This is a genomic window from Methylopila sp. Yamaguchi (assembly GCF_002897035.1).
Lineage (GTDB): Bacteria > Pseudomonadota > Alphaproteobacteria > Rhizobiales > Methylopilaceae > Methylopila.
The window spans coordinates 25,831-48,314 of record NZ_BAUX01000006.1 but is presented as its reverse complement, the minus strand read 5'-3'; the positions used below and the strand labels follow the sequence as shown (position 1 = coordinate 48,314).

Below are 22,484 nucleotides of genomic sequence, written 5' to 3'. Positions count from 1 at the left end.
CTCCGTGCGCGGCGATCACGCGATCGGGAACCGAACCGGCGCGAGGCCGGCGCGGGAGCCATGCCGTCCCGCGCCTTGACCCGGCGGGCGCGGGCGGCCCACCCTGCCGCCTTCGCTTGTCTTCGAGACCGGATCAGCCGTCATGTCCCCGAGTTCCGCCGCCGCATTCGCCCCCGCGGCGACCAACAACCTCGACGCCTTCTGGATGCCGTTCACCGCCAACCGGCAGTTCAAGGACGCGCCGCGCCTGCTCGTGGGCGCCAAGGACATGCACTACACGACCGCGGACGGCCGGCAGGTTCTCGACGGCACCGCCGGGCTCTGGTGCGTCAACGCCGGCCACGCGCGGCCGAAGATCGTCGAGGCGGTGCAGCGGCAAGTGGCGGAGCTCGACTATGCGCCCGCCTTCCAGATGGGCCACCCCAAGGCCTTCGAGTTCGCGAGCCGCCTCACCGCGCTCGCGCCGAAGGGCCTTGATCATGTGTTCTTCACCAACTCCGGCTCGGAGTCGGTCGACACCGCGCTGAAGATCGCCCTCGCCTACCAGAAGGTGCGCGGCGAGGGCGGCCGGTTCCGGCTGATCGGCCGCGAGCGCGGCTATCACGGCGTCGGCTTCGGCGGCATCTCGGTCGGCGGCATCGTCACCAACCGCAAGGCGTTCGGCCCCGGCCTGCCCGGAACCGACCACCTGCGCCACACCTACGACCGCGAGCGCAACGCCTATTCGCGCGGGATTCCGGCGCACGGAGCGGAGCTCGCCGACGACCTGGAGCGCCTCGTCGCGCTGCATGACGCCTCCACCATCGCGGCCGTCATCGTCGAGCCGGTCGCGGGCTCGACCGGCGTTGTCCTGCCGCCCAAGGGCTATCTCGAACGCCTGCGCGCGCTCTGCGACAAGCACGGCCTGCTGCTGATCTTCGACGAGGTCATCACCGGCTTCGGCCGCCTCGGCGCGCCCTTCGCCGCCGACTGGTTCGGCGTCACGCCGGACATCATGGTGACCGCCAAAGGCGTCACCAACGGCGTGGTGCCGATGGGCGCAGTGTTCGTGTCCTCGGCGATCTACGAGGCATTCATGAACGGCCCGGAGCACGTCATCGAGCTGTTCCACGGCTACACCTACTCGGCGCACCCGCTCGCCTGCGCAGCGGGCCTCGCGACGCTCGACACCTACGCCGAAGAAGGCCTGCTGACCCGCGCCAGCGAGACCGGAGAGCGCTTCGCCGACGCGCTGCATGCGCTGAAGGGCCTCCCCCACGTCGTCGACATCCGCAACATCGGCCTCGTCGGCGCGGTGGAGCTCGAGCCGATCCCGGGGCAGCCGACCAAGCGCGCCTTCTCCGCCTTCCTGAAGGCCTATGAAAAGGGGATCATGATCCGCACCACCGGCGACATCATCGCAATGTCCCCGCCGCTCATCATTTCGGAAGCGCAGATCGACGAACTGGTCGGCACGCTCGCCGACGTGCTGCGTACGCTGGATTGAAATGACGCTCCCCAACGGCGCCCCGGCGCCTCGTCCCTCCGACGACCGCCCTCTGAGCCGCGCCGCCTTCTTCGGTTGGGGTCTCGGCTTCATCAGCCTGATCGCGCTCTCGGTCGTGGGCCTCGGGCACAGCCCGCAGATCCGCGGCGCGGCGAACCTGCGCTACGCCATCGTCGTCGTCCTCGTGGCCGCTGCGCTCGGCGCCGCGACGGTCATGCTCGCCCGCTCCGCCTCCGCCAGCCGGTCGGGCGAGGCGTTTCGCCGCTTCGGCGTCGCCTTCGGCGCGACGGCGCTCGTCCTGTTCGTCTGGGAGGCGGTCGCGGTCGGTCGAGGGCTATCGCCCTCGCCGGTCGGCATCGTCGCCGCCCTGCTCGGCTACTGACCTTTCGGAGGCGCATCCCATGGCGACGCCCACCACCCACAATCTCGCCGTCGACGGCCGGCGGCTCTGGGACGCGATTCACGAGACGGCGGCCTTTGGTGGCACGCCCAAGGGCGGCGTGCGGCGGCTGACGTTGTCCGACGAGGACCGGCAGGTGCGCGACTGGTTCCGCGCCGCCTGCGAGGCCCTGGGCTGCGCGGTGACGGTCGACGACATGGGCAACATGTTCGCCCGCCGCCCAGGTCGCCGCGACGACCTCGCGCCAATCGCCTTCGGGTCGCATCTCGACACCCAGCCGACCGGCGGCAAATTCGATGGCGTCCTAGGCGTTCTCGCCGGGCTCGAGGTGCTCCGCACCCTTCACGACGCCGGATACGAGACCAACGCGCCGCTGGAGCTGGTCAACTGGACCAACGAGGAAGGCTCGCGCTTCGCTCCCGCGATGCTCGCCTCGGGCGTGTTCGCCGGCGCGATCGCGAAGGAGACGGCGCTCGCCCAGACCGACCGCGAGGGCGCGACCTTCGGGGCCGAGCTCGACCGCATCGGCTATCGCGGCGAGGAGCCCTGCGGGGCGCGCGCGTTCTCCGCCTTCTTCGAGCTCCACATCGAGCAGGGCCCGATCCTCCAGGACGAGGACAAGATGGTCGGCGTGGTCGAGGCCGTTCAGGGCATCCGCTGGTACGAGATCACGCTCGTCGGCCAGGACGCCCATTCCGGCGCGACGCCGATGCGGCTCCGCCGCGACGCACTGGTCGGCGCCGCGCGCGTGGTGGCGGCGGTCGACCGCATCGGTCGGGCGCGGCCGGACTGCGTCGGCACGGTCGGGCTGATGGAGGTCAAGCCGAACTCCCGCAACGTTTCGCCCGGCGAGGTCTTCCTCACCGTCGACTTCCGCTCCCCGGACGACGCCAAGGTCGCGGCCATGGAGGCCGACCTCATCGACGCGGTCGCGGAGATCACATCCGACCTCGGGCTCGAAGGCGCGCCGGTGCGCATCTGGGACCAGCCCGCGACGATCTTCGACGCCGAATGCGTGGCCGCGGTCGAGGCCGCGGCCGAGGCCTTCGGCCAGGGCTGCCGGCGGATGGTGTCCGGCGCCGGACACGACGCCGCCTACGTGGCGCGAGTGGCGCCCACCGCGATGATCTTCGTCCCTTGTAAGGACGGGATCAGCCACAACGAGGCCGAGAGCTCGACGCTGCAGCAGTGCGCCGCAGGCGCCCAGGTCCTGCTCGACGCGGCTCTTCGTTACGACCGGAAGTTCGGGTGAGTCGGGGCTCGCAACGGCTCATCCTACGAACGGCGGCTGCGCTTTCCGTTGTCCCGCCCTCCGCCGTCTGCTACGCCTCGGACATTCGCTTCGGCGTCCTTCGGGACCTCTGAGGGAATCCGGTGGGGAGCGCTAGGCGCGTTCCGAATCCGGAGCTGCCCCCGCAACTGTGAGCGGCGAGCGGCGCGCCAAGGACCAGGGCCACTGGGTTTCGACCTGGGAAGGCCGGCGCGACCGCCGCGACCCGCGAGCCAGGACACCTGCCGGAACCGCGAGCAACCGCCAACGCCCTCGGTGGGAGGGCACATGAGGCCTGTGATGACCGACCTGACCCGCTCCCCGACCCGCGCCGGAGCCCTCTCGGCGACCCGCGCGCTGCCGATCGTCTGCGCCTTTCTCCTCGGGGTGGTCGTGATCGGCGGGACCGGGTTCGCGCAGATGGCCGCGGCCCACAACGCGGCGCACGACCACAGGCATTCCATCGGCTTTCCCTGCCACTGAGGGAACGACCGAGATGACCCTCTTTCGCACCATCGTCCTTCTCGCGGCGCTGGTGGGCTTCGGCGCGGGCGTCGTCCTGACCGTCGTCCAGCAGTTCGGCACCCAGCCGCTGATCGTGAAGGCGGAGGGCTTCGAGCAGGCGCGCACCGAGGCCTCTGCCCCGAAACCTCATCACCATGACGCCATGGGCGCCCACGACCACCTCGCGGCGTCCGCCGCCGACGTCGCGGCGGCCGAGGCCCACGAAGCCCACGACCACGGCGACGGCTGGGCGCCGGCCGACGGGGCCGAGCGCTTCCTCTGGACGCTCGCCGCCAACGTCGTGAGCGGCGTCGGCTTCGCATTGCTGCTGGTGGCCGCAAGCGAGCTCAAGGGCGGGCTGACCTCGTGGCGTGAAGGCCTGTTCTGGGGCCTCGCCGGCTTCGCGGTGTTCACGCTCGCGCCCTCCATCGGCCTGCCGCCGGAGGCGCCCGGCGTCGAGGGCGCGCCGCTGATGGACCGCCAGATCTGGTGGATCGGCACGGCGGTCGCGACCGCCGCCGGCCTCGCCCTGCTCGCCTACGGCCGCTCGCCCCTAACGGCGCTCGGCGCCATCGTGCTCATCGCCGCCCCGCACGTGATCGGCGCGCCGCAGGCGACCGAAGCCCCGGCCATCCCGCGCGACCTCGAGCACGACTTCGTGGTGGCGGTGATCGTCACGGGCTTCGTGTTCTGGGCGGCGATCGGCGTCCTCGCCGGCGCCCTGCGCGGGCGCTTCGCCGCGGCCTGACGGGCCGATGCCCGCCCCCGCGCGCCGCGGGACCGTCACCCTCGTCCTCGGCGGCGCGCGCTCCGGAAAGAGCCGCTTCGCCGAGAGTCTCGCGACGGCGACCGGGCTCGACCTCGTCTATCTCGCGACGGCGCAGGCCTTCGACGACGAGATGCGGCAGCGGATCACCCGTCACCGCGCCGACCGCGAAGGCGCGGGCTGGCGCGCGGTCGAGGCGCCGCTTGCGCTCGCCGACGTCGTCGTCGCCGAATCCGCGCCCGAGACGGCGCTGCTGGTCGACTGCCTGACGCTGTGGCTGACCAACGTGATGCTGGCGGACCTTGACGTGGAGCGTGAAGCCGACGGCCTGCTCGCGGCGCTCGACGCCGCGCGAGGTCCCGTCGTCCTGGTCTCCAACGAGGTCGGCTACGGCATCGTCCCCGAGAACGCGCTCGCCCGCGCGTTCCGTGACCATCAGGGCCGGCTGAACCAGCGCGTGGCCGCCATCGCGGACCGCGTGACGCTGGTGGCGGCGGGCCTCCCTCTCGATCTCAAGCTCCCGAAGGAGCCAACTTCATGACCGCGTCCCACAAGATCCCCGCCACCGTCGTCACCGGCTTCCTCGGCGCCGGCAAGACCACGCTGATCCGCCACCTGCTGCAGAACGCCGGCGGCCGGAAGATCGCGCTGATCGTCAACGAGTTCGGCGACGTCGGCATCGACGGCGACGTGCTGCGCGCCTGCGAGAGCGAGGCCTGCCGCGAGGAGGACATCGTCGAACTCGCGAACGGCTGCATCTGCTGCACCGTCGCCGACGACTTCATCCCGACCATGGAGAAGATCCTGGCGCGGTCGCCGCAGCCGGACCACATCGTGATCGAAACCTCCGGCCTCGCCCTGCCCCAGCCGCTGGTGCGCGCCTTCCGCTGGCCGGAAATCGCGACCCGCGTGACGGTGGACGGCGTGGTCACCGTGGTCGACGGCCCGGCGGTCCGCGACGGCCGCTTCGCCCATGACGAGGAGGCGGTCGCCGCCCAGCGCGCCGCCGACCCCAACGTCGACCACGAGGACCCGATCGAGGAGCTGTTCCAGGACCAGGTCCGCTCCGCCGACCTCATCATCGTGCACAAGGCCGATCGCCTGTCGGACGCCGAGATCGAAGCCGTGAAGACCGACGTGCTGGCGCATTCCAGCGCCGGCGTGCGGGTGGTCTCCGCCGCCAACGGCGACCTGCCGGCGGACGTGCTGCTCGGCCTCGCCTCGGGCGTCGAGGACAAGATCGACGCCCGCCCCACGACCCATGAGCTTGAGGGCGAGGTGCAACACGACCATGACGACTTCGAGAGCTTCATCGCCGAAACGCCGGAGGCCGCCGACGCGGGCGAACTCGAGGCGCGGGTGCGCCGCGTTCTGGAGGCGCACCCGGTGCTGCGGCTGAAGGGCTTCGTGCCGGTGGCCGGCAAGGCCGCGCGGCTCGTGGTGCAGGCGGTCGGGACGCGGGTCGACGCCTATTTCGACCGGGCGTGGAAGCCGGGCGAGGCGCGGCTGGGCCGGCTCGTCGTGATCGGCGAGAAGGGCGTGGACCAAGCCGCGATCGCCCGGGCGCTGGCGGTGAACTGAGCGTCAGCGACCCGCGGCAGGGCTCTGCCGTCATCCCCCGGCTTGTCCGGAAGATCCACGTCGCCGCCGACGGTTCCGCGCCCGCGTGCGAACGCCGGGTCTGGATGCTCCGGATAAACCGGGGCATGACGATGCGTCTGCCGAGGCGAACCGCTGCCAGGCTCGGGCTGACCCGCGCCTCGGAACAAGGAGTTCCAAACGCATGCACCTCCTGAAGGCGCAGGGACAGCCGATCGGCGACGGGACGGAGGCGGTCGATCTCGACCTGACGCCGGCTGACGTCGTGATCGTGTCCGCGGCCGACACGGAGATCGCCGGCCTCGCCCGCGCGCACGCCGGCCTTGGAGCGGACGCGCCGTCGCTTCGGCTCGCGAGCCTGCAGAAGCTGCGCCACAACCTGTCGGTCGACCTCTTCCTCGAGAAGACGGCCGCGCGCTCGAAGCTGCTCGTGCTCAGGCTGCTCGGCGGCGCCTCTTACTGGCCTTACGGGGTCGAGGAGGCGGTCCGCATCGCGCGGCGCCATGGCATCAAGCTCGCGGTCATGCCCGGCTGCCACAACGCCGATCCCGACCTGATCGCGCGCTCCACCGTGCCGGCGGACGAGGCCGACCGGCTGTGGCGGCTGCTGGTGGAGGGCGGGCCTGCGAACCTCGCCGCCGCGCTCCAGGCATGCCGCGCCTGGGTGGACGGAGCGCCAGTCGCCGCCGAGCCCGTCGCGACGCCGGCCGCCGGCTTCTACTGGCCGGGCCTCGCCGCGCCGAGCCTCGACTCAATCGCCGCGCAGTGGCCGGCCAACCCGCGTGTTCCCGAGTTGGCACACGTTGGAGGACCAAGTCGGCGACAGCCGACTTGGTCAAGCGCGCATGCGGCGCCGATCGTGTTCTACAGGGCGCAGTATCAGGCCGGCGACGTCGTCGCGATCGACGCGCTCATCGCGGCGCTGCTCGCCCGCGGCCTCGGGCCGTTGCCGATCTTCGTGTCCTCACTGAAGGAGGCCGCAGCCGCCGCCTTCGTGCGCGAGACCTTCGCGACGGTCCGGCCCGCCGTGGTGCTCAACACGACGGTGTTCGCGGTGTCGAAGCCCGGCGCGGTCTGGGCTGCGACGCCGCTCGATTCGGCGGACGCGCCCGTGCTGCAGGTCGCGCTCGCCGCCATCGACCGCCCGACTTGGGAGGCCTCCCCCCGAGGCCTCGGGGCGCGCGATCTCGCCATGGGCGTGGCGCTGCCCGAGATCGACGGCCGCATCTTCACCCGCGCCGTCGCCTTCAAGACCGCTGGCCGCGTTGATGCCGCGACCGAGACCGAGATCGTCGCCTTCGAGGCCGCGGAGGATCGCGTGTCCTTCGTCGCGGATCTTGCGGCGAACTGGGCGCGGCTGCGGACCACGCCGCGGGCCGACCGCCGGGTCGCGCTGATACTCGCCAATTATCCCACCGGCGCGGCGCGCCTCGCCAACGGTGTCGGTCTCGACACGCCCCAGAGCACGGCCGTGATGCTCGACGCCCTGCGCTCCGCCGGCTACGCCGCGGACGGCGCGCCGGAGACCGGCGCCGCCGTCGTGCAGGCGATGACGGCGGCGCTTGCAGCTTCCGTCGGCGCGACGGGTCAAAGGAAGGCTCGTCATTCCCCGGCTCGTCCGGGAAATCCAGTTTCGGCGCCGAGCGTTTCAGCGACCCTGGATGCCCCGGACAAGCCGGGGCATGACGCGCTCTATTCGGAAGCGACGCTCCTTCCTGTCGCCACGTATCGTCGCTTCCTCGCGGCCCTGCCCGCCGCGGCCCGGGACAAGATGCTTGACCGCTGGGGCCCGCCCGAGAGCGACCCGACTTTCGACGCGCAGGCCGGCGGCTTCCGCCTCGCGCTGCGCGCCTACGGCAACCTGATCGTCGGCGTCCAGCCCTCGCGCGGCTTCGACGTCGACCCGAAGGCAGCCCACCACGATCCGGACTTGCCGCCGCCCCATGGCCACCTCGCGTTCTATGTCTGGCTGCGCGAGGTCTTCGGCGTCCACGCGGTCGTTCACGTCGGCAAGCACGGCAATCTGGAGTGGCTGCCGGGGAAGTCGCTGGCGCTGAGCGAAACCTGCTACCCCGAGGTCGCGCTCGGGCCCCTGCCACACGTCTACCCCTTCATCGTGAACGACCCCGGCGAAGGCGCCGCCGCCAAGCGCCGGGCCGCCGCCGTCATCGTGGACCATCTCACGCCGCCGCTGGCCCGCGCGGAGGGAACCGCGGATTTGCGCGAGGTCGAGACGCTGGTGGACGAGTACGCCGAGGCGCAGGGGCTCGACCCGCGCCGGGCGGCGAGTCTCGGCAAGGAGATCCTCGCCCGCGCGGCGAGCCTCGGCCTCGACCGCGATTGCGGATTCTCGATCGCCGACGACCCGGACGACGCCCTGACCAAGCTCGACGCCTTCCTGTGCGAGGTGAAGGAGCTTCAGGTCCGCAACGGGCTGCACGTGTTCGGCCGCTCTCCGACCGGCGCGAGGCGCGCCGAGCTGCTGGCGGCGCTGGTGCGCTCCCCCCGCGGCGCGCGCCCGGAGGACGCCTCGCTGACGCGGGCCTTGGCCAGCGACCTTGGGCTCGGCGGCTTCGACCCGCTCGCAGCGGATTTCGCCGCGCCCTGGACCGGTCCGCGGCCGGCGGCGCTGATCGGACTTTCCGAGGACGCGTGGCGCACGACCGGAGACACGGTGGAGCGGCTGGAGCTTCTGGCGTTGCGGCTGGTGGAGGCCGGCGCGCCCGATCTCATCACCGCGCCGTCAGCCTCCTCCCCGCCGTCATGGTCCGGCTTGACCGGACCATCCACGTCCGACGTTAAGCTCGACGGCGCCGGCGGGTCCTCCGGTCAAGCCGGAGGACGACGGCGCGGGTGGGATCTCGGTCAGTACCCAGCCGCTTCCGCCGTCCTCCATGAACTCGCTACCCTCGTCGCGCCGCGCGTCGACGTCTCAGGCGCGGCCGAAATCGACGGCCTGCTGCGGGCGCTCGACGGGCGCTTCGTGGCGCCGGGGCCGTCGGGCGCGCCGACGCGCGCGCGGCTCGACGCTCTTCCCACGGGCCGCAACTTCTTCGCGCTCGATCCGCGCTCGGCCCCCACCGAGGCGGCGTGGCGGCTGGGGCGGACGGCGGCCGACGTGCTGTGCCGCCGGCATTTTCAGGATCAGGGCGAGTGGCCGCGCCGGCTCGCCATCTCCGCCTGGGGCACCGCCAACATGCGCACCGGCGGCGACGACATCGCCCAGGCGCTCGCGCTGATGGGCGTGGCGCCGCAGTGGGAGGCGGGCTCGTCGCGCGTGGTGGGGCTCGTTCCGCTTTCCCTCGCCGAGCTTCAGCGCCCGCGCGTGGACGTGCTGTTCCGCATCTCCGGCTTCTTCCGCGACGCCTTTCCGTTCCAGATCGACCTGATCGACGAGGCCGTGCGGCTCGTCGGCGCGCTGGACGAGGACGACGAGGCCAATCCGGTCCGCGCCCGCCTGCGCGCCGAGGCCGCCGCCGGCCGCGCGGGCCACAGCGTGTTCGGGGCAGCGCCCGGCGCCTACGGGACGGGCCTCGCGCCGCTGCTCGACGCCGGCGCCTGGGAGACCCGCGACGATCTGGCCGAGGCCTATCTCACGGCGAGCGGCTTCGCCTACGCCCAGGGCGTCGAGGGAACGGCAGCGCGGGCGGAGTTGAACGCGATCGCGCAAGGGGTCGACGGCGTGGTGCAGACCCAGGACGCCCGCGAGTTCGACCTGCTCGACAGCGACGACGTCCACGAGTTCGCCGGCGGCCTCTCCGCGGCGGTGGAGGCGCTGAAGGGCGCGGCGCCTGCGATCTACCACCTCGACACCTCCAGGACTGAAACGCCGGTGGTGCGCTCGCTGAAGGAGGAGATCGCCCTTGTGGTCCGGGCGCGGGCGACGAACCCCAAATGGATCGACGCCATGCGCGAGCACGGCCACAAGGGCGCGGCGGAGATGCTTGCGACCGTGACGAACCTCTCAGGGTTCGCCGCCACTACCGACGCCGTCGGCTCCCACCAGTTCGACGCGCTCTACGGCGCTTATCTCGGCGACGAGGCGGTGCGCGGCTTCATCGCGGAGGCGAATCCCGCGGCGCTCGCCGCCATGGCCCGCGCCTTTCTGGAGGCGGAGCGCCGCGGCTTCTGGCGACCGACCCGCAACAGCGCCCACAACGATCTTCTCAGCCTGACGACGGAGCCAGCCCGATGACCGAAGATCCCGCCCGCCACGCCGAGAAGATGAAAAAGCGCAAGGAGCATCAGGACAAGATCGTCTCCGAGCGCCAGGTCGAGAAAGGGCTGCTGATCGTCCACACCGGCAAGGGCAAGGGCAAGTCGACGGCCGCCTTCGGCATGGCGATGCGCGCCATCGCCCATGGCCAGAAGGTCGGCGTGGTGCAGTTCATCAAGGGCCCGTGGGAGAGCGGCGAGCGCGACCTGCTGCGCAAGTTCCCGGAGCAGGTCGAGGTGCACGCCATGGGCGAAGGCTTCACCTGGGAGACGCAAGACCGCGAGCGCGACATCCGCGCCGCGCGAGAGGCGTGGGAGATGTCGAAGCGCTTCATCGCGGACCCTTCGATCAAGATGGTGATCCTCGACGAACTCAACATCGTGCTGCGCTACGACTACCTCGATCTCAAGGAAGTGCTCGCCGCCATCGCCGCGCGGCCCGAGGGCTGCCACGTGATCGTCACTGGCCGCAACGCCAAGGACGAGATGATCGAGATCGCCGACCTCGTGACCGAGATGACCCAGATCAAGCACCCCTTCCGCGACGGCGTGAAGGCGCAGGCCGGCGTCGAGTTCTAGCGCCGCCCGCCGGCAACGCCGAACGAAGCGACGCTCTGCGTCGATGCGATATTCCGCTTCGTCCTTCCGTTATGGCTGGACTTGAGGGCGACGCTTCCGAGCAGCGTTCAAGAAGTGCAGGATCGGAGGCCTGTGCCCGCCCTCACTTCCACTGCTTCTCCTCGTTCACCCAGAACGATCCCGGCAGCAGTCCCGGCTTGGTGAAGGCGTCGACCAGATTGCTCAGCAGCTTCGAGATGTTGTTGTCGAAGCCGTTGATCGGCAGCGCCTGGCAGAAGGCGATCGAGCCGGTGCTGAAGACGGCGCCGTTGTTGGGCGTCGGGAAGTACACGAGGTCGGCGCGAAGCCGGTAGTCCTGCGAGCCGGCGAGTCCAGGATAGGGGTAGAGGATCTCCTCGATCGACAGCATGTAGTTGTCGCTGTGGCCGCCCGAGGACGCGATGATCTTGGCATGCGGAGGCGTGCCGAGCGTGAGGTCGTAGCGGTCGAGTTCGAGGCCCGCCGCGCCGCCGTAGGCGAGGCCGAAGTCGCCGATGATCTCGCCCTCGATGCCGTCGAACATCCAGTCGACCGTGCGGTGGTAGCTGTCGGGCATCCGGCGGAACGGCCGGCTGGTCTCGAAGCCCTCGCCGATGAACCCGACGCCGAAGGTCTTCTGCGGCGGGCGGCCGAGGTTCTTCCAGAGCCCGCTCTTCTGCCCGGTGGTGGCGAGATAGTGCTCGCCCGGCCGCGCCTGCCAGGCCCTCATACCGGAGTCGAGCTTCCGCACCTCCATCACCCACGGCTCCTCCTCCCGGAACGCCACGTTCCAGTAGAAGCCGTTGCCGCCCATGTAGATGAAGCGCCCGCCGCCGGCGACGTAGTCCTCCATCGCGTCCAGCATCGGCTCGGAGGTGTATTCCGGGTGCGATCCCGTCAGCACGCAGGCGTAGGGCTCGATCGCCGCAAGGCCCTCGCGGTGCAGGTCCTCGTCGGTTACGACGTCGTAGTCGTAGCGCTTGGTCTCGAGCCAGGCGAGGATCGAGAGGTCCGCTGGAAACGCCCAGGTGACGCCCATGCTCGACATCCGCGCCTTGGGCCGCATGTTCAGGATCGGACGGCGGTATGACGTGTAACAAACCCCGTTGCCGTCGGCCCAGCTGTCGTAGGTCGAGAAGCCGAACTCCCAGTTCTTGTACATCTCGATGTCGATTTCGGTGACGATCGGCGGCTGCCCCGTCATCGGCTGGATGATCTGCGCGTCGAAGCTCAGATGCTCGTTGGCGTAGGCGAGATAGGTGGCGGTCGGGAACAGCAGCGCGACCTTGCCCTTCGGCGTCTTCGGCCGGACGAAGAACACGACGTGCTCTTCCGAAAGCCCCTTGCCCGGACCCGCCCTCAGGCGGATCGCGTAACAGCCGCTCTTCAGGTCGTCCGGCAGGCGGACGGTGCGCGTCTTGTCCCAGTTCGAGTCCACCACCTGGTCGTAGTGGAACTCGACCCCGCCATACTCCTCCGGCGCCAGACGAAAGCAGTCGTTGCGGCCGTTCCAGTTCCAGCCGGTCTGGGCGCGCACAGGGCGGTTGAAGCCGAGGGCGTTCAGCCTGTGGGGGCCGACATCGATCACGACGTCGCCAATTCCCCGGTCGGTGTAGCCCGCCGTCGTGTCCCAATAGGCGACGAGGCCGTCCGGCTTCGGCGGCTTGCCGTCCCGGATCTCGTCCAGCTCGACGCGGGTCAGCGCGCGGCCGTAGACGCCGGGACGGTCGATCTTCCCGCAGTAGGTCTCGGACACGAAGGCGCCGCGGGTCTCGTGAAAATCCTGCGAGCCGGCGATCAGGAACGGCGTTTCGGCGAGGTGCTTCGGCCGGAACCGGAAGGTCTCGGTGACATGGCTGCGGTATTCGATCGGACAGACCTTGCCGAGCAGGCTGTTGTACCGGTTGGCGACGCCTTCTTGATAGATCTCCGTCCGGCCCGTCTTGGGATCGTAGCTAGCGGCGACGAAGTACCACATCTTCACCAGCAGCGGGGCCTCCGCCTGGATGTAATCGACCTCGCCCCCTTGCCCCACCCAGAACTCCAGGTGGCCGCGTTGGTTGATGCCGAGCGAGTAGCCGAAGTTGCGGTCGTTGTTCCAGCGGGCGAGCAGACATTGTCTCAGGCCTGCGTCCGGGATGCCGGGGTAGATGAAGGCGAACAGCGTGATCGGCCCGTCGAGCGCGAGCACGTTGGTCGGGTCGTCGACCTTCAGGTAGGAGCCGACCTGGGTGTACTGCTTGCGCACGGCCCAGGGGCCGTCGGCTTCGCAAGCCACTTCCTCCTCGATGAAGCCGGGGCCGTCGGGATGCTCGTCGCCGTGGATCAGGCGCACGAGCTTGGCGTCGGCGGTGTCCACGCCGTCGGCCGAGACGTGAATGTCGATGGTGTCGCCCGGCTTCACCGAGATCTTGTCGGCGTAGCCGAACAATTTCACCTGGGCCATATCATGCTCCGAAACGCGATCGCCGAGCGCCGTCGGCGGCGATGATCAGGACTCGAGGAGATCTCAGGACTCGAGGAGATCCTGGACGCGGCGGAGGAAGACGCCGTGATAGGCCTCGTCCGTCGACGTGTAGATCTTGTCCTCGACGATGCGCGGGGCGACGCCGCGCTGCCCTGACAGGGCGACGATGCGGTAGGCCTTGAACGGCTCGACGGCCACGATCGCGTACTTGTCGTTCTGGGGCGCGCGGCGGAAGTAGAGCAGGAGGCGCTCCAGCGGCTCGCTGTGCTGGCCGAGCGGCTTCTTGCGGTGCTCCTCGATCAGCTCGGGCGAGATCACCGTCTTCAGGAACTCGCGCTGCATCTTGTCGTAGCGGCGCCAGTAAAGGAGATCCTTATCCTTCGTCTCGGTGGCTTCCTCAGGCAACATCTCGCCTCCTTTCTCGGCCCGCATGGACCGGCGTTCGCTCTTCTTCTTGTCGCGCCAGGCCCGGAACTGGGCCTTGATGCCGAACAGCCCGCCTTTCAGGAACAGCACCACCCCGAGCATGATCAGGCCGATGAGGATCAGCCGGAGCGGACCGGTGGAGAGCAGCACCTTGTCGAGCAGGATCACGATCGCGGTGCCGACGACCGCGCCCTCAGCCCGGCCGATGCCGCCGATGACGAGCATGGCGAGCCCGAGCAGCACCGTGTCGAAGCTGAAGATCGAGAACGACACGCCGCGGTAATGCGCGGCGTAGAAGCCGCCGATGAAGCCGAGCCCGATCGACGAGATCACGAACACCCAGATGCGGGCGCGCCGGAAGTCGACGCCGGTCGCCTCCGCGAAGGCCTCGCGCTTTTCGGGCGCCATCTTCAGGATGCGGCCGAGCCTGCGGCCGTCGATGAACCGGTAGAGCGCAAGGCCCGCCAACATCACGCCGAAGCAGGCGTAGTAGGCGAGCAGCGACTGGTCGTACTGGTCCCACCCCTGCGGGATGTAGGTGTCGGCGCCGTAGAGGCCGCCGGTCGACGAGCCGAACTGCTTGGACTGCAGCGCGTAGACCCGGCAGAGCTCGTTCAGGCCAATGGTGAGCAGCGCGTAGTAGAACCCGTCGAGCCGGATCGCCGGCACGGCGATGATCATCCCGAACACCAGGCCGACGCCGGCGCCGACCAGCGGCAGCGTCCACCACGGCAGCCCGAGGTTGATCGAGAGCCACGACGTCCCGAAGGCGGCGGCGCCCACCACGGCGTAGCTCGCCAGCGAGTAGATGCCGGCGGTGCCGATGATCAGCATCCAGCAGAGGTTGATCGCGGCGTAGATCGAGAAGGTCGCGCCGGCGGTCAGCAGCGTGTTCTGGAACGATGCGGGCATCGCCAGCGGCGCCAGCATGAAGGCGAGCAGCCCCAGCACCCACCAGATCGGCCGCTTGTCGACGATGGTCTTCTCGAGACGCATCGTCTTCGGATTGTAGACGCTGCGGATGTTCAGCGCCCGCCGGCGCGTCCCCCAGTAGCGAAAGCGCGGCCAGGTCAGGCCGCCGTGGCCGGGCCACTTGTAGTAGTACCGCAGCCGTCCGACCGGCAGCATCTTCGCCTTGGACGCAGTGGTCTCGTCCCAGACGTCCTGCGGGCTCTTGTGCGGGATGGAGGGGACCTCCTTCTCCGCGCCTTCGACGCCCCAGAAGTAAAGCGGATTGCGCCAGATATGGCCGGTCATGCTCAAGCTTCCCGAGCGCGGTCGAGGATGCCCGCAATGCCGCGGGGACGGACGAGCAGGATCAGGATGATCAGGAGGAACTGGGTGATGAGGACGTACTGACCGCCAAGCAGGCGGGCGGTGAGCGCCTCGTTCAGACCGAGGATGATCGCCGCGATCACCGCGCCCCGGACGCTGCCGAGCCCGCCGCAGAGCGCGATGCTGACGCCCTTGATCATCGGCGCGAGGCCGCCGAAGGGCGAGATGTAGTAGGTCTGGGACAGCAGCACCGCCGCGAGGCCGGCGAGCCCGCCGGTGATCGCCATCACGTAGAAGCCGGTCTTGCGCACCCCGATGCCGACGATCGAGGCGGCGTGCGGGTTCATCATCATCGCCCGGATCTCGAGCCCGCGCCGGCTCGACCGCATCCAGAGCAGCACCGCGGTCACCACGACGATGGAGACCACGACGTTGCCGATCTTGTCGGAGGTCAGCACGATCCCGGCGACGTTCACCTTCCAGAAGCCGAAGATGTCCGGGAGGTTCTTGGAGCGAGGCCCGAAGAAGTAGAGCAGCGCCTGTGTGCCGATGAGGCTGATGGCGAGGGTCGCGATCAGGCCGCGGACGGTGAAGTTCGGCTTGTCGTGGATCGGGATGAAGGCGAGCGCGCAGACCAGCAGCCCGCCGAGCGCGCCGGTGAGGACGCCCGCGGTGAGGACCACGACGCCGTTGGTCGAGATGTATTGCGAGGCGAGCCAGGCGCCGTAGCCTGACAGCGCGAAGATGAAGCCGTAGCCGAGATTGATCAGGCCGACGCTGGACCAGGTGATGGAGAGCCCGATCGCGAGCGTGCCGTAGATGCAGGCGAGCACGATCGCGTTGCTCAGGATGAAACCGACGTCCATGGGATCAGAGCTCCCGGCGGGTCTGGAAGGACAGCGACGCGGAGGCCTCGCCCTTGAGCTTGCCGACATGCATGCCGATGACGCGGTCGACGCGGCCCTCGAGCAGCGCCACGTTCTGCTCGGCGATGATCATCGCGGACTGGCCGAGCTCCACATCGAACAGCGCCTCCATCACGCCCTTGCCGATCTTGGGAGCGAGGCCGAGCGAGGGTTCGTCGACCAGGAACAGCGACGCCTCCGCCATCAGCCCGCGACCGATCGAGACCATGCGCCGTTCTCCCCCGGACAGCCGGCCGACCGGGGTCTTCATCAGCTTCACCAGCGGCGGAAAGATCTTGAGGATCTTCTCCTTGCGCTCTCTCCGCTCCTTCCAAGCTCGGGGCGTGAAGGCGCCGGAGTCGAGGTGCTCCTCGACGGTGAGCCCGTGGAAGATCTCGTCGCCCTGCGGGATGAGCGCGAGGCCCTGGCGGACCACGAGGTGGGTGTAGCGGCCCGGCCCCTGGCTGCGCGTGCGGCCGACCTCGACGCCGTTCAGCAGGATCGAGCCGCGCTGCCAGCCCGTGAGCCCGGCGATGGCGTAGAACAGTGTCGACTTGCCATGGCCGTTCAGGCCGACGATGCCGACCCGCTCGCCCGAATAAACCGACAGATCGAGGTCGTGGATGACGCGCATCGGGCCGTAGCCGGCGGACAGGCCCTTGACCCTCAGGATCTCGCGCCGCTCCGGCGCCGCCGCCGGGGAGACGGCCGCGGGCGCGCTCACGCGTCGTCCCCTTCGCCGGGACCTTCGAAGTAGGCCGCGTGGACCTTGGGGTCGGTCAGGATGTCCGCGAGCGACCCCGATGCGATGACGGCGCCCGCGTCCATGACCATCACGCGGTCGGCGATGGTCTCCAGCAGCTCGATCCGATGCTCGACGATGACGATCGCCACGTTCATCTCCTTCGAGAGCATGCGGATGAGGTGGTCGATCTCGTCGACCTCGGAGTTGATGAGGCCGGCGGCGGGCTCGTCCATCAGCAGGACCGCCGGTCGCCGCATGAGGAGGCACGCCAGCAGCAGCTTCCGCCGGTTCATGGTTTCAAGCTGCGCAGTCGCCTCGTCGTGATCGACGTGCAGATGCACGAGCTCGGCGCCGTACTCGGCGTCCAGGCGCGTCAGGTAAGGGCGGTAGGCCTGACGGGCGGCCTTAAAGGTCTGGCCGACCGTCAGTTCATCCGGCACAACGGGGGTCTGGTAGGTGCGCCCCACGCCGAGGCGCGCGCGGGCGTGCAGCGGCAGCTTGGTGATGTCCTCGCCCTTGAAGGTCACCCGCCCGCTCTTCGGCCGCATGCGGCCGGAAAGAACCTCGAACAGGCTGGTCTTGCCGGCGCCGTTCGGTCCGATGACGCCGAGCACTTCGCCCGGTCGGACGTCCAAGCTGATCCCATGCAGGATCGAGCGGCCGCCGAGATCGAGCGTGATGTCCTCGCAGGCGAAGAGCGGCGCGTCCGAAACGCGCGCCGCAGGCGCCGCCATCAGCTCCACCACGGCGCGGGCTTAAGCGCCGATTCCTTGATCTCGTAGGGGTAGATGATCTTATGTTCGACGTCCTGGACCTGGACGTAGAGCTGGCTCATTCCCTTCTCGAGTTCGGTCGCCGTGACAGCGAAACCGTTGTCCGGGAAGTGCCCGGACTCCTGGTACTTGTTGTTCATGTCCATGTAGCCGCAGACCCCGCGGTAGGGGTGGGTGCGGATCCAGTCGCACACGGCCTTGAAGTTGGACGGGTCGCCGGTCGCCTCCCAGGCGGCCTTGAGGTAGTAGGCGATGTCGTAGCCGTTGCCGGTGTAGACGAGGCCCATGATGCCGGGGAACCGCTTCTTGTACTTGGCGCGGAAGGCGTTGCCTTTCTCGTCGGCGTAGACGCCGAGCACCGTCGACCAGCAGAAGCCGTTTGCCGCCTCGCCGGCGAGCGTCAGGAATTCCGGCTGTGACGGGCCGTACTGCAGGTAGACTAGCGAGTTGGGCACCGGGTCGGCCTGGAACTGCTTGCAGAAGGCGGCGTATTCGGCGGCGACCCAGTGGTCGATCATGATCGCGCCGGCGTCGACCTCCTTGAGCTCCTGGATCACTGGACCCCAATCCTGCACCGGGAACTGGATGTCGGTGATCTTTGCGACCTCGAAGTCGCTCTTCTTCAACGCCTCCTGGGCCGCCCGCGAGATCGTCTGACAGTAGGCGACCTGCTCCTGGACGATGTGCACCTTGCGGTTCTTCGGCTTCCAGGCGCCGGAGCTCTCCATCGCCTTCAGCCAGATCGGGTATGTGTAGCCGTAGTGCACTTCCGACGGGTCGGTCTGGAAGACATGGCTGTACTTGTCCGGGTTCTTCTTGAACGCCTCGGTGGCGGCGCGCTGGGTGTTGCCGTTGAGATAGGGGCACTTGTACTTGGCGGAGGCGTCCATCGCGGGGATCGGCACGAACACGAAGGCGTTCGAGATCGCATGCACCTTGGCGTCGACGCAGGCGGCGATCGCCTGCTGGCAGCTCTCGGGAGAGAGCTTGTCGACGTCGGTCACATAGAGCTTGAGCGGCCGCCCCAGGATGCCTCCGGCGGCGTTAATCTCCTCCATCGCCAGCGTGGTGCCGTTGAGGTGATCGAGGTCGTCCGCCACGCCCGCCGCGGCGGTCTGCGACGTCGGAACGCCGAGCAGGATCGGCTCCGCCGCCCAGGCCCGCGAGATGAAGGGAGCCGAGAGCGCCGCCGCGGCGCCGCCCGCCGCCGTCGCCTTCACAAGTGTCCGCCGCGTGATGTCTTTCATCGTGCCGCCCCATGGGTCGCGTTAAACGATCGCGAGATCACTACGCATTACGTCTAGCTCTCTGGGCTAGAGGCTAGGCGGAGCCATTTTGGAGTGTCAACCGCATTTCGTCTGACGAAACGAATTTTCTGGTGGTGACTGCTCCTCCGCCTTTGTATCGGGGCTGTGGCTTGCCCATGTATGAGGCAGACATCGCCGAAAGTGGCTGTTGAGTAAGCTAGCCAATTCGTTTAGATCGAGACTCATGCTGAACTCCTTCGAGAGCGTCGACCCCAAGCCGAGGCGCCGCGGCGGCGCGGGCGACTTCGACCGCGCGCCACGTCCCGACGCATCGCGCGCCGTCCCCGCCGGCGGGCGGCTGAAAGTGGTCATCGCCGACGATCACTGGATGGTCCGGCAGTCGCTCAAGCAGGTCATGCAGCGGCTGGAGCAGACGATCGAGATCTACGAAGCGGAGAGCTTCGCGGAGGCCGCGGAGACGCTGGAGCGCCATCCCGACGTCGACCTCATGCTCGTCGATCTGGTGATGCCGGGATTCGAGGCCTTCGCGGGGCTGCGCCGGCTGCGCAAAGAATTCCCGACCGTCCCGCTGGTGGTCGTCTCCGTGCACGAGGATGTCGAGCACGTCATGCGTTCGGTCGAGCACGGCGTCATTGGCTACATTCCGAAGTCCGCCGGCGCGCCCGAGGTGGAGCGCGCGCTGGAGCGCGTCCTCGCCGGCGAGGTCTCGTTCCCGCGCCGCATCATCGAGCGGTCGGCCCCCGGAGCGCCAGCCGCCGCGACCCCCGAGCCGGCGTCGGACGGACCTGCCCTGACGGAACGGGAACGCGAGGTGATGGAGCTGCTGGGACGCGGGGCCTCCGTGCGGAAGATCGCAGAAGCCTGCGGCGTCGCGGAGCAGACCGTTCGCGTCCACCTTCGCAACGCGATGAAGAAGCTGAACCTCCCGGACAGATCCGCGGCTCTGCACTACGCCATGAGCCTGTTCGGCGGCGCCAACCCCGGCCGTGGCTGACGGAGACGGCGCGGCGGAGACGGACCCCGGTCGCGTTTTCGCCGGCTTCGACGCTTTGCCGAACGGCGCCGCGGTCTGGGACGAGGCGGGCGCCCTCCTCTTCGCGAACCGTGCGTTTCGCCAAAGCTTCGACTTCGCGCTGCCCGTCGGCTTGCCTTACGCCCGCTTCCTGACAGCCGTCGCGGCCTCCCGGGAGTGGAGGCTGCCAGTCCCGCCGGATATCTGGATCACAGAACAGGCGGCGGCCTTCGGCGAAGAAAGCGAAGCCGACTACAAGTCGGCGGACGGGCGGGTCGTCCGGATGTCGGTCGCCCCCATCGACGGCGGCGGCGCGGCCACCATGCTCTCAGACGTGACGGCCGCGGAGCGCCGGGAGGCGACGCTTCTCGCCGCGAAGGAGAAGGCCGAGGCCGTCGACGAGGCGAAGTCGCGCTTTCTGCGGGCCGCCAACCACGACCTGAGGCAACCTCTCGCGGCGCTGAAGATCATGATCTTCAATTGCATGCGGGAGACGGACGACGCCCGCCGGCGCGACCTGCTGCACGGCATGGACGTGTCCGTGTCCGTGATGGAGGACCTGCTCGGCGCGCTGCTGCAGATCGGACAGCTGGACGCCGGCCGGATCAAGCCGCGGATCGCGACGTTCCAGCTTTCGACCCTGTTCGAGCGTCTTGAAATTCAGTTCCGGCATCAGGCCGCGGACAAGGGCTTGCGCCTGCGGATCGTGGGCGCCCGCGCCGCGGTGTCCAGCGACCGCGCGCTGCTCGAACGAATCCTCAGCAACATCGTCGCCAACGCGCTTCGCTTCACCGATGTCGGCGGGGTGCTGGTCGGCTGCCGCCGGCGGGGCGACGGGCTGCGCATCGACGTGGTGGACACCGGGCGCGGCGTCGCGCCGGAGGACCAGGAAAGGATCTTCGACGAGTTCTTCCGCGCGGCGGACGACCGGCGGCTGGAGAAAACAGGCCTCGGCCTGGGCCTCAACATCGTCAAGCGCCTGTCGGACCTGCTCGGTCACCGTATCCAGCTGCAGTCCGCGCCGGGGGTCGGGTCCCGCTTCTCTGTGTTCGTGCCGCTCGGCAACGTCTGGCATAGCGAGGTCGTGGAGACCGAGGTGAACGAGGCGGTCGCCGGAGAGTTCGTCGGAGCGCCGATCCTGCTCGTCGAAGACGACGACGCGCTCCGGGAGGCGATGGGCCAGCTCCTCGACCGCTGGGGCGTCGACCGGCGCTCCGCGGCGGGGGCCGAGGAGGCTGCGGCGATCGTCGCCGGCGGCTTCCGGCCACGGCTCATCATCGCCGACTACAGCATCCGCAAAAGCACCGGCCTCGACGTGATCGCCCACGTCCGCGGCGTGTCGGAAGCGGAAATCCCCGCCTGCATCATCACAGCCGACGCCGAGCCCGGCGTGGTGGAGCGGGTCCGCGCCGCGAGTCTCCCCTTGATGGTGAAGCCCGTCAGCCCGCCCCGGCTCAGGGTGATGATGCACCACCTGCTGTTCGAACAAGACCCCGCCTGAACACCGAAACGCCAAAGGACGAACGCCGTGGTCGACGCCTTCATCCCCATTGGCAGCATGGTCCCCCTGACCGGGCCTTCCGCGGCCGACGGCGCCGAGTTCCGCAAGGGCGTCATCCTTGCGGCCGAAGAGGTGAACGCCCGCGGCGGACTTCTTGGCCGCCCGATCAAGCCGATCTTCGCGGACACCGGACGCCAAGGCGCCGAGGACGTGGTGGCGGCGGCCCGCACGCTGATCGGGACGCATAAGGTCCACGCCATCGTCAACGGCTACAACATTGGCCCCCAGAATTCGGAGTACGAGCCGGTGGCGGAGGCCGGCGTGATCTACATCCACGCCAACACGCTGCTGCAGCACCACGACACGGTGATGAGCGACCCCGAACGCTACTTCGGGTGCTTCATGACCGACCCCGCCGACTACTGGTACGGGCCCGGCTTCCTGAAGTTCATTTCGTGGCTGCGGGACACGGGCCAGTGGAAGCCGTCGTCGAACCGCATCGCCATCGTCTCCGGCTCGAAGCCCTACAGCATCGTGATCGCCCAGGCGATGGCCTCATCGGCCGCCAAGTTCGGCTGGCGCGTGTGCTTCGGCCCCGAGCTCGTGCAGACGCCGACCTCCGACTGGCGCGAAGCGCTCGACGCGATCCGTGCGACGAAGCCCGCGGTGATCGCCAACACCCACTTCTACTCGGGCGATCTCGCAAGCTTTCAGCTGCAGTTCATGGAGCGGCCGACCGACAGCCTCGTCTATTTGCAGTACGGCGCCATGCACCAGTCGTTTTCGGACGTCGCGCAGAGCAAAGGCGTCGGCGTGCTCACGAGCACGGTCATCGGCCTGCTGCGCGACGAGATGGGCAGGAGCTTCGCCTCCCGCTACGTCGCCCGCTTCGGCGAGGGCTCGACGCCGCACATCGGCTGCCAGTCCTACAGCGCGCTGCATCACTACGTGCTCGCCGCCTCCCTCGCCGGCGGCTCGGCCGGGCCGGGGGGCTTCGAGCAAAACCGGAAGGTGGCGAAGGCGCTGAAGGCGGTGATCTACCGCAGCGTTTCCGGCACGATCCGCTACGACGAGCAGTGGCAGGCAGCGGCGCCCTACCCCGTGGTCTCCCAGGACCCGTCGCTCGGCCTGCCGCACCTGTTCTTCCAGATCCAGGACTACCGCAAACCGCTTGCGCTGATCGCGCCAGAGCCCTTCAACACCGATCGCTTCGTCCTGCCGCCCTGGATCGACGCTCGCGGCTGACGCGCTCGAGCTTGATGAGCCCTGCGCCGC

At 69.2% G+C, this 22,484-nt stretch carries 18 protein-coding genes and 1 riboswitch; of the genes, 12 read left to right on the top strand and 6 right to left on the bottom strand.

Annotation, left to right across the window (positions count from 1 at the left end; all coding sequences use genetic code 11):
- Positions 1 to 142 precede the first annotated feature (142 nt).
- The 9 genes from METY_RS08535 to cobO all read left to right on the top strand — a co-directional run bounded on the left by METY_RS08535 (position 143) and on the right by cobO (position 10,819).
- Positions 143 to 1,486 (top strand): aspartate aminotransferase family protein, encoded by a 1,344-nt coding sequence (locus tag METY_RS08535; protein ID WP_103120965.1) that lies wholly within the window; start codon positions 143 to 145, stop codon positions 1,484 to 1,486.
- Position 1,487: 1 nt separating this feature from the next.
- Positions 1,488 to 1,868, top strand: coding sequence for a hypothetical protein (locus tag METY_RS08530; protein WP_103120964.1), 381 nt, complete (start codon positions 1,488 to 1,490; stop codon positions 1,866 to 1,868).
- A gap of 19 nt (positions 1,869 to 1,887) precedes the next feature.
- Positions 1,888 to 3,138: a Zn-dependent hydrolase gene (locus METY_RS08525; protein ID WP_103120963.1), complete on the top strand. Its 1,251-nt coding sequence runs from the start codon at positions 1,888 to 1,890 to the stop codon at positions 3,136 to 3,138.
- Positions 3,139 to 3,215: 77 nt separating this feature from the next.
- Positions 3,216 to 3,420: riboswitch (cobalamin riboswitch) on the top strand.
- Between the two features lie 36 nt (positions 3,421 to 3,456).
- Positions 3,457 to 3,639 carry a CbtB domain-containing protein gene (locus METY_RS08520; protein ID WP_103120962.1) on the top strand — a complete coding sequence of 61 codons (183 nt, stop codon included), beginning with the start codon at positions 3,457 to 3,459 and terminating at the stop codon, positions 3,637 to 3,639.
- 13 nt (positions 3,640 to 3,652) lie between these two features.
- Entirely contained in the window at positions 3,653 to 4,408 is a 756-nt protein-coding gene (locus METY_RS08515; RefSeq protein WP_103120961.1) for a CbtA family protein, read from the top strand.
- A 7-nt stretch (positions 4,409 to 4,415) separates the two neighbouring features.
- Positions 4,416 to 4,967, top strand: a complete 552-nt coding sequence (cobU, locus tag METY_RS08510; RefSeq protein WP_103120960.1) for a bifunctional adenosylcobinamide kinase/adenosylcobinamide-phosphate guanylyltransferase — start codon at positions 4,416 to 4,418, stop codon at positions 4,965 to 4,967.
- Positions 4,964 to 6,007: a cobalamin biosynthesis protein CobW gene (gene cobW, locus METY_RS08505; protein ID WP_103120959.1), complete on the top strand. Its 1,044-nt coding sequence runs from the start codon at positions 4,964 to 4,966 to the stop codon at positions 6,005 to 6,007. The genes cobU and cobW overlap by 4 nt, the downstream gene beginning before the upstream one ends.
- A 202-nt stretch (positions 6,008 to 6,209) precedes the next feature.
- Complete coding sequence (gene cobN / locus METY_RS08500; RefSeq protein ID WP_103120958.1) at positions 6,210 to 10,220, top strand: cobaltochelatase subunit CobN; 4,011 nt, start codon at positions 6,210 to 6,212, stop codon at positions 10,218 to 10,220.
- On the top strand, positions 10,217 to 10,819 hold the full coding sequence (gene cobO, locus METY_RS08495; protein ID WP_103120957.1) for a cob(I)yrinic acid a,c-diamide adenosyltransferase: 603 nt from the start codon (positions 10,217 to 10,219) through the stop codon (positions 10,817 to 10,819). The genes cobN and cobO overlap by 4 nt, the downstream gene beginning before the upstream one ends.
- 142 nt (positions 10,820 to 10,961) lie before the next feature.
- On the opposite strand, the gene METY_RS08490 is transcribed toward cobO, so the two are convergent.
- The 6 genes from METY_RS08490 to METY_RS08465 form a co-directional block, all read right to left on the bottom strand.
- The gene (locus tag METY_RS08490) at positions 10,962 to 13,283 is read right to left on the bottom strand and encodes a N,N-dimethylformamidase beta subunit family domain-containing protein (protein ID WP_103120956.1); all 2,322 of its coding nucleotides are present in this window, start codon (positions 13,281 to 13,283) and stop codon (positions 10,962 to 10,964) included.
- Between the two features lie 63 nt (positions 13,284 to 13,346).
- Positions 13,347 to 14,987: a branched-chain amino acid ABC transporter permease gene (locus METY_RS08485; RefSeq protein WP_103120955.1), complete on the bottom strand. Its 1,641-nt coding sequence runs from the start codon at positions 14,985 to 14,987 to the stop codon at positions 13,347 to 13,349.
- A gap of 2 nt (positions 14,988 to 14,989) precedes the next feature.
- Positions 14,990 to 15,871 carry a branched-chain amino acid ABC transporter permease gene (locus tag METY_RS08480; protein WP_103120954.1) on the bottom strand — a complete coding sequence of 294 codons (882 nt, stop codon included), beginning with the start codon at positions 15,869 to 15,871 and terminating at the stop codon, positions 14,990 to 14,992.
- Between the two features lie 4 nt (positions 15,872 to 15,875).
- Entirely contained in the window at positions 15,876 to 16,634 is a 759-nt protein-coding gene (locus tag METY_RS08475) for an ABC transporter ATP-binding protein (protein WP_103120953.1), read from the bottom strand.
- Positions 16,631 to 17,389: an ABC transporter ATP-binding protein gene (locus METY_RS08470; protein WP_103121151.1), complete on the bottom strand. Its 759-nt coding sequence runs from the start codon at positions 17,387 to 17,389 to the stop codon at positions 16,631 to 16,633. The genes METY_RS08475 and METY_RS08470 overlap by 4 nt, the downstream gene beginning before the upstream one ends.
- Positions 17,389 to 18,675, bottom strand: coding sequence for an ABC transporter substrate-binding protein (locus tag METY_RS08465; RefSeq protein ID WP_103120952.1), 1,287 nt, complete (start codon positions 18,673 to 18,675; stop codon positions 17,389 to 17,391). The genes METY_RS08470 and METY_RS08465 overlap by 1 nt, the downstream gene beginning before the upstream one ends.
- Before the next feature lie 244 nt (positions 18,676 to 18,919).
- Here METY_RS08465 and METY_RS08460 point away from each other — a divergent pair, with 244 nt between their 5' ends.
- The 3 genes from METY_RS08460 to METY_RS08450 are packed head-to-tail and all read left to right on the top strand — an operon-like array spanning position 18,920 to position 22,454.
- Positions 18,920 to 19,690 carry a response regulator gene (locus tag METY_RS08460; protein ID WP_103120951.1) on the top strand — a complete coding sequence of 257 codons (771 nt, stop codon included), beginning with the start codon at positions 18,920 to 18,922 and terminating at the stop codon, positions 19,688 to 19,690.
- A complete protein-coding gene (locus METY_RS08455) occupies positions 19,683 to 21,209 on the top strand; it encodes an ATP-binding response regulator (protein ID WP_103120950.1) in 1,527 nt (508 codons plus the stop codon). Before METY_RS08460 ends, METY_RS08455 begins: the two co-directional genes overlap by 8 nt.
- Before the next feature lie 27 nt (positions 21,210 to 21,236).
- Positions 21,237 to 22,454 carry an ABC transporter substrate-binding protein gene (locus METY_RS08450; RefSeq protein ID WP_103120949.1) on the top strand — a complete coding sequence of 406 codons (1,218 nt, stop codon included), beginning with the start codon at positions 21,237 to 21,239 and terminating at the stop codon, positions 22,452 to 22,454.
- Positions 22,455 to 22,484: the final 30 nt, after the last annotated feature.

Bases quoted from the DNA above. Each gene is read 5' to 3' on its own strand.
- METY_RS08535 (WP_103120965.1), top strand. From the start codon at position 143: ATGTCCCCGAGTTCCGCCGCCGCATTCGCCCCCGCGGCGACCAACAAC.
- METY_RS08530 (WP_103120964.1), top strand. From the start codon at position 1,488: ATGACGCTCCCCAACGGCGCCCCGGCGCCTCGTCCCTCCGACGACCGC.
- METY_RS08525 (WP_103120963.1), top strand. From the start codon at position 1,888: ATGGCGACGCCCACCACCCACAATCTCGCCGTCGACGGCCGGCGGCTC.
- METY_RS08520 (WP_103120962.1), top strand. From the start codon at position 3,457: ATGACCGACCTGACCCGCTCCCCGACCCGCGCCGGAGCCCTCTCGGCG.
- METY_RS08515 (WP_103120961.1), top strand. From the start codon at position 3,653: ATGACCCTCTTTCGCACCATCGTCCTTCTCGCGGCGCTGGTGGGCTTC.
- cobU (WP_103120960.1), top strand. From the start codon at position 4,416: ATGCCCGCCCCCGCGCGCCGCGGGACCGTCACCCTCGTCCTCGGCGGC.
- cobW (WP_103120959.1), top strand. From the start codon at position 4,964: ATGACCGCGTCCCACAAGATCCCCGCCACCGTCGTCACCGGCTTCCTC.
- cobN (WP_103120958.1), top strand. From the start codon at position 6,210: ATGCACCTCCTGAAGGCGCAGGGACAGCCGATCGGCGACGGGACGGAG.
- cobO (WP_103120957.1), top strand. From the start codon at position 10,217: ATGACCGAAGATCCCGCCCGCCACGCCGAGAAGATGAAAAAGCGCAAG.
- METY_RS08490 (WP_103120956.1), bottom strand. From the start codon at position 13,283: ATGGCCCAGGTGAAATTGTTCGGCTACGCCGACAAGATCTCGGTGAAG.
- METY_RS08485 (WP_103120955.1), bottom strand. From the start codon at position 14,987: ATGACCGGCCATATCTGGCGCAATCCGCTTTACTTCTGGGGCGTCGAA.
- METY_RS08480 (WP_103120954.1), bottom strand. From the start codon at position 15,871: ATGGACGTCGGTTTCATCCTGAGCAACGCGATCGTGCTCGCCTGCATC.
- METY_RS08470 (WP_103121151.1), bottom strand. From the start codon at position 17,389: ATGGCGGCGCCTGCGGCGCGCGTTTCGGACGCGCCGCTCTTCGCCTGC.
- METY_RS08465 (WP_103120952.1), bottom strand. From the start codon at position 18,675: ATGAAAGACATCACGCGGCGGACACTTGTGAAGGCGACGGCGGCGGGC.
- METY_RS08460 (WP_103120951.1), top strand. From the start codon at position 18,920: ATGCTGAACTCCTTCGAGAGCGTCGACCCCAAGCCGAGGCGCCGCGGC.